This is a genomic window from Pseudomonas sp. (genome assembly GCF_050739995.1).
Taxonomy (GTDB): Bacteria; Pseudomonadota; Gammaproteobacteria; order Pseudomonadales; family Pseudomonadaceae; genus Aquipseudomonas.
The window spans coordinates 1-3,893 of record NZ_JBOICG010000597.1; the positions used below are offsets into that span (position 1 = coordinate 1).

The window sequence follows — 3,893 nt, forward strand, 5'->3', positions numbered from 1 at the left end:
GAGTGCACCAGACGACGAAGCAGTTTTCTTCTGGAAAGTTGCTTCAGCTGCAACCAGAGGTGATCTGGTCTATCAAGCGCCAACCCTGCACTCATAGCTCAGCTGGATAGAGTACTCGGCTACGAACCGAGCGGTCACAGGTTCGAATCCTGTCGAGTGCACCATACAAACAAAAAGCCCGCCTAGTGCGGGCTTTTTGCCGTCTGGCGTTTGTGTAGGAATTATCGCAAGCGTTGTCTTTTTCGCTCGCCTCATGTGTTTTCCTTTCAGGGCGGTGCGTCGCAGTTCATAGATGCGGTCAATGCTGAGCTTTGCCTCGCAAGCGCTTGTTCTTTCCAGTTTTTTGACGTTAAAAGCGTACGCAGCGTGTATCATTGCGCCCGTCAGCCCCGCCGGGGCTTGTGGAATACCTCCATGGACTTACCCAGTAGTTACTCAATACCCCGCTTTACCAATCATGAATTGACTGATTGATCCTCCCGGCGTGCCCCGCTGCTGGGAGTGGAGTTCGCCTATGACCGAAGTAGAAGTAAAGAAAACACAAGACAGCCTGCAGGATCGACTGGCTCAAGTCATCGAGCTGCTGCAGCGCCAGCGCGTGGTCGAAGACCTCACGCACCGCCAGGAAGGTCCGCATCACGACCGCGTCGAAAACCTGGTTCACCGGCAAAACCTCGTCGAGTTGCAGCGCAAGCTCGACGACCTGCACTCTGCCGACATTGCTTATATCCTCGAAGCCTTGCCGCTGGATGATCGACTGACTCTCTGGCAGTTGGTCAAGGCCGATCGTGACGGCGACATCCTCCTCGAAGTATCCGACTCGGTCCGTGAAACCCTGATCGCCGACATGGATGATCACGAGCTCCTGGCTGCGGCCAAGGAGATGGATGCTGACGAACTGGCAGACCTGGCCCCTGAGCTTCCCCGTGACGTTGTCCATGAGCTGATGGAGGCTCTCGACGGCCAGCAGCGCGAGCGTGTGCGTTCGGCGCTGTCTTATGATGAGGACCAGGTCGGCGCGCTGATGGACTTCGAGATGGTTACCATCCGCGAAGATGTCAGCCTGGAAGTGGTGTTGCGTTACCTGCGTCGCCTGAAAGAGCTGCCTGGCCATACTGACAAGCTGTTTGTTGTCGACTACGAAGGCATCCTGAAAGGTGTATTGCCGATTAAGCGTCTGCTGGTCAACGATCCAGAGAAGAAAGTCGCTGAGGTGATGGCCAGTGACCCGGTGAGTTTTCATCCGGATGAGGATGCCTATGAGGCGGCGCAAGCGTTTGAACGTTATGACTTGATCTCGGCACCGGTTGTCGACAAAAACGGTAAGTTGATTGGCCGTTTGACCATCGATGAAATGGTCGACCTTATTCGTGAAGAGAGTGAAACCGAAGTCCTCAACATGGCGGGCTTGCGTGAAGAGGAAGATATTTTTGCATCGGTCTGGCGTTCTCTGCATAACCGTTGGGCCTGGCTGGCGATCAACCTGATCACGGCTTTCATCGCCTCGCGTGTGATTGGGTTGTTTGAAGGCTCTATTGAGAAGCTAGTGGCTCTTGCAGCGCTGATGCCGATTGTGGCCGGTATCGGCGGCAACTCCGGTAATCAGACCATTACCATGATCGTGCGCGCGATGGCGCTGGACCAGGTGAGTACCGCCAACTCCTCGCGCCTGCTGCGTAAAGAGTTGGCTGTGGGGCTGATCAACGGTTTGGTGTGGGGCGGAGTGATCGGTGTGGTGGCCTACTTGCTTTATGGCAGTTGGTCGCTGGGTATCGTGATGACGGCTGCCATGACCCTCAACCTGTTGTTGGCTGCTTTGATGGGGGTGCTGATCCCTATGACGCTGGCGCGATTGGGGCGCGACCCGGCAATGGGGGCCAGTGTGATGATTACCGCTATGACCGACAGCGGCGGTTTCTTTATCTTCTTGGGGTTGGCGACAATCTTCCTGCTCTGACTTTTTCTCGCGGGGGCAATTCTGCCCCCGTTCTGTATCCACTTCCCAAATCCCATGCAAAAAAAAGCCAGCACTTGGCTGGCTTCGGCTTTCAGGGGGAGATCAATTGGCTTCTGCGGCCGCCTCAACGTCGTGCGCGATAAGAGAGACGAGAGCATTTTGCTGGCGGTGGGAGAGCTGGCGAAAACGCTGCAGCAGTTCGCGTTCGTGCAGTGACAGCTCGGGGCTGTCCAGGCGCATGCTCAGCTCTTCACCCAGCGCACCTTCCTGAATAAGGCTCTGTTCCAGGCGGGCGATGATTTCGGAGTTCATGCTGCGGTGATGATTGCGAGCCACCTCGGCAATGCGTTCCCGCATTCCGTCTGGCAGACGTACGACGAACTTGTCAGCCGTACGGCTGGAATAAATTGCCTGTTTCAATGGGCGCATATATTTAACCGGTTAGTTCAGAGGAGCGGTTTTTGGAATTGGCCGCAAGATGAGTGTTAAGACAAGGCTCACGACCAAAGTTCAACCCGAATTGCAAAGAGGCCGCATCATGCCTCAGATTTGCCATTTCCTTGGCGTCAATTCTGTGACAAATATTGAACCGCCTAAAGGCTTTATGCCAGCACTCATTTGCAATTTTGCGGACTGGTTGGAAAACTTTTTGCACGGGATCCGGATTTCTGATCATTGCGCAAGCCCAGGCCGAAAGCGGGTTGAAGGGCGCACATCCTATAGCAATATGGCCTTTTGCCCTCAATCTTAAGACTAGTGGCAGTTTGCCGATTTACTAGCGTCAGGCGACGTAAGGTAGGCGGGTGTGCCCTAGCGCAGTATTGGGTCGAATTTGATTCGGCGGCCCCTGATCAATGTAAGGATCAGCAGGCTGCCAAACACTGCGCTGGCAATAAATGCCGTGGTTGGGTCGTTATGAGGGTGCGTACAGAGACCTGTGAGAGCTGTCGAAAGCGTCAAGTAGAGGAATAACCAAGCGGGTTTGGACATGATTGCTTCCTTAGAAAACCCAGTGCCCGGACTCAGTAGTGGTTTGAGTGCCCTGAGTCGGGTGAATGGGAGGGGATGGTTTGGCGCTCATTACTGCCAATTGCGGGCGTTGTTGAAGGTGATGCGCAGAAGCTTGGCTGATCTGTGTTGTGTTTCGGGCATTGGTAGGCTGGAAATGAAAAGTCACCAGCACGGCCAGGGCTGCAGTGTTGAGGGCTAACAGGGCGGCGCTGCTCATGGTCATCTTCTCCACTGAGGGTTTTGTCAGGTTGGCTTCTTTGTGGAGGGGGATACAGCAGATGTCATGCCAATACTTTATTTCAGCAAAATCAATGAGTTGTGTTTGATTTGAGTGCTTGCATGATTGCAATTTGCAATGATGGCTTTTTGGGCTGATGCAATTTGCACGATGTCATTCATGGCTCGGCTTTGCAGGGTGAAAGCTCGATTGCTTGTACAGTGATCGGCCTACACTCGAAAAGCCTACGGACGACATGACAAAACCTACCTTGGCCGTTAACATGCACGCCGTCCGTCGCTGGGCTTTTGGTTTGGCGGTGGATATTTGTCCCAGTAGCTCAATTGGATAGAGCATCCCCCTCCTAAGGGGAAGGTTGGCCGTTCGAACCGGCCCTGGGACACCATCTATATTCAGGACATCTAGCTATAGGTGTTCGCCGATTGGCGTGTTGTCCGCCCCTTCTCTTTATTGTCGTGTTCACTGGAGGCTCTTTCTTCTATATAGAAGGGAGAGGTGAGGGCGTTTTGAGCTACTTGTTAGAAAATCCAAATTAGGTGTTGACGGCAAATTCTAGAGGCCTATAATTCGCCCCACTTCCGGCGCAGTCGAAACGGAAAACTCCTTGGTAAACAACGAGTTATGATGTTTTCGGCAGCAAGGTGCTTCAGTTCATCGAAGCGGCCAGGAAGTTGAAAAAGAGGTGTT

At 53.6% G+C, this 3,893-nt stretch carries 4 protein-coding genes and 2 tRNA genes; 3 read left to right on the forward strand and 3 right to left on the reverse strand.

The window, feature by feature from the left end; all coding sequences use genetic code 11:
* Nucleotides 1-87: 87 nt before the first annotated feature.
* A tRNA-Arg gene (locus tag ACRESD_RS19940) sits at nucleotides 88-164 on the forward strand.
* A gap of 350 nt (nucleotides 165-514) precedes the next feature.
* Entirely contained in the window at nucleotides 515-1,957 is a 1,443-nt protein-coding gene (gene mgtE, locus ACRESD_RS19945; protein WP_431752474.1) for a magnesium transporter, read from the forward strand.
* A gap of 102 nt (nucleotides 1,958-2,059) precedes the next feature.
* Here the strand turns inward: mgtE and ACRESD_RS19950 are convergent, their stop codons facing one another.
* The 3 genes from ACRESD_RS19950 to ACRESD_RS19960 all read right to left on the reverse strand — a co-directional run bounded on the left by ACRESD_RS19950 (nucleotide 2,060) and on the right by ACRESD_RS19960 (nucleotide 3,185).
* The gene (locus ACRESD_RS19950) at nucleotides 2,060-2,386 is read right to left on the reverse strand and encodes an Arc family DNA-binding protein (protein ID WP_003193592.1); all 327 of its coding nucleotides are present in this window, start codon (nucleotides 2,384-2,386) and stop codon (nucleotides 2,060-2,062) included.
* 381 nt (nucleotides 2,387-2,767) lie between these two features.
* A complete protein-coding gene (locus tag ACRESD_RS19955) occupies nucleotides 2,768-2,947 on the reverse strand; it encodes a PA3371 family protein (protein WP_431752475.1) in 180 nt (59 codons plus the stop codon).
* A 10-nt stretch (nucleotides 2,948-2,957) separates the two neighbouring features.
* Nucleotides 2,958-3,185: a hypothetical protein gene (locus tag ACRESD_RS19960; protein WP_431752476.1), complete on the reverse strand. Its 228-nt coding sequence runs from the start codon at nucleotides 3,183-3,185 to the stop codon at nucleotides 2,958-2,960.
* Between the two features lie 329 nt (nucleotides 3,186-3,514).
* On the opposite strand from ACRESD_RS19960, the gene ACRESD_RS19965 reads away from it, so the two are divergent.
* Nucleotides 3,515-3,591 (forward strand) — tRNA-Arg (locus tag ACRESD_RS19965).
* Nucleotides 3,592-3,893 lie beyond the last annotated feature (302 nt).

Excerpts from the sequence above, each read along its gene's own strand:
- ACRESD_RS19950 (WP_003193592.1), bottom strand. The coding sequence starts at position 2,386 with ATGCGCCCATTGAAACAGGCAATTTATTCCAGCCGTACGGCTGACAAG.
- ACRESD_RS19955 (WP_431752475.1), bottom strand. The coding sequence starts at position 2,947 with ATGTCCAAACCCGCTTGGTTATTCCTCTACTTGACGCTTTCGACAGCT.
- ACRESD_RS19960 (WP_431752476.1), bottom strand. The coding sequence starts at position 3,185 with ATGAGCAGCGCCGCCCTGTTAGCCCTCAACACTGCAGCCCTGGCCGTG.
- mgtE (WP_431752474.1), top strand. The coding sequence starts at position 515 with ATGACCGAAGTAGAAGTAAAGAAAACACAAGACAGCCTGCAGGATCGA.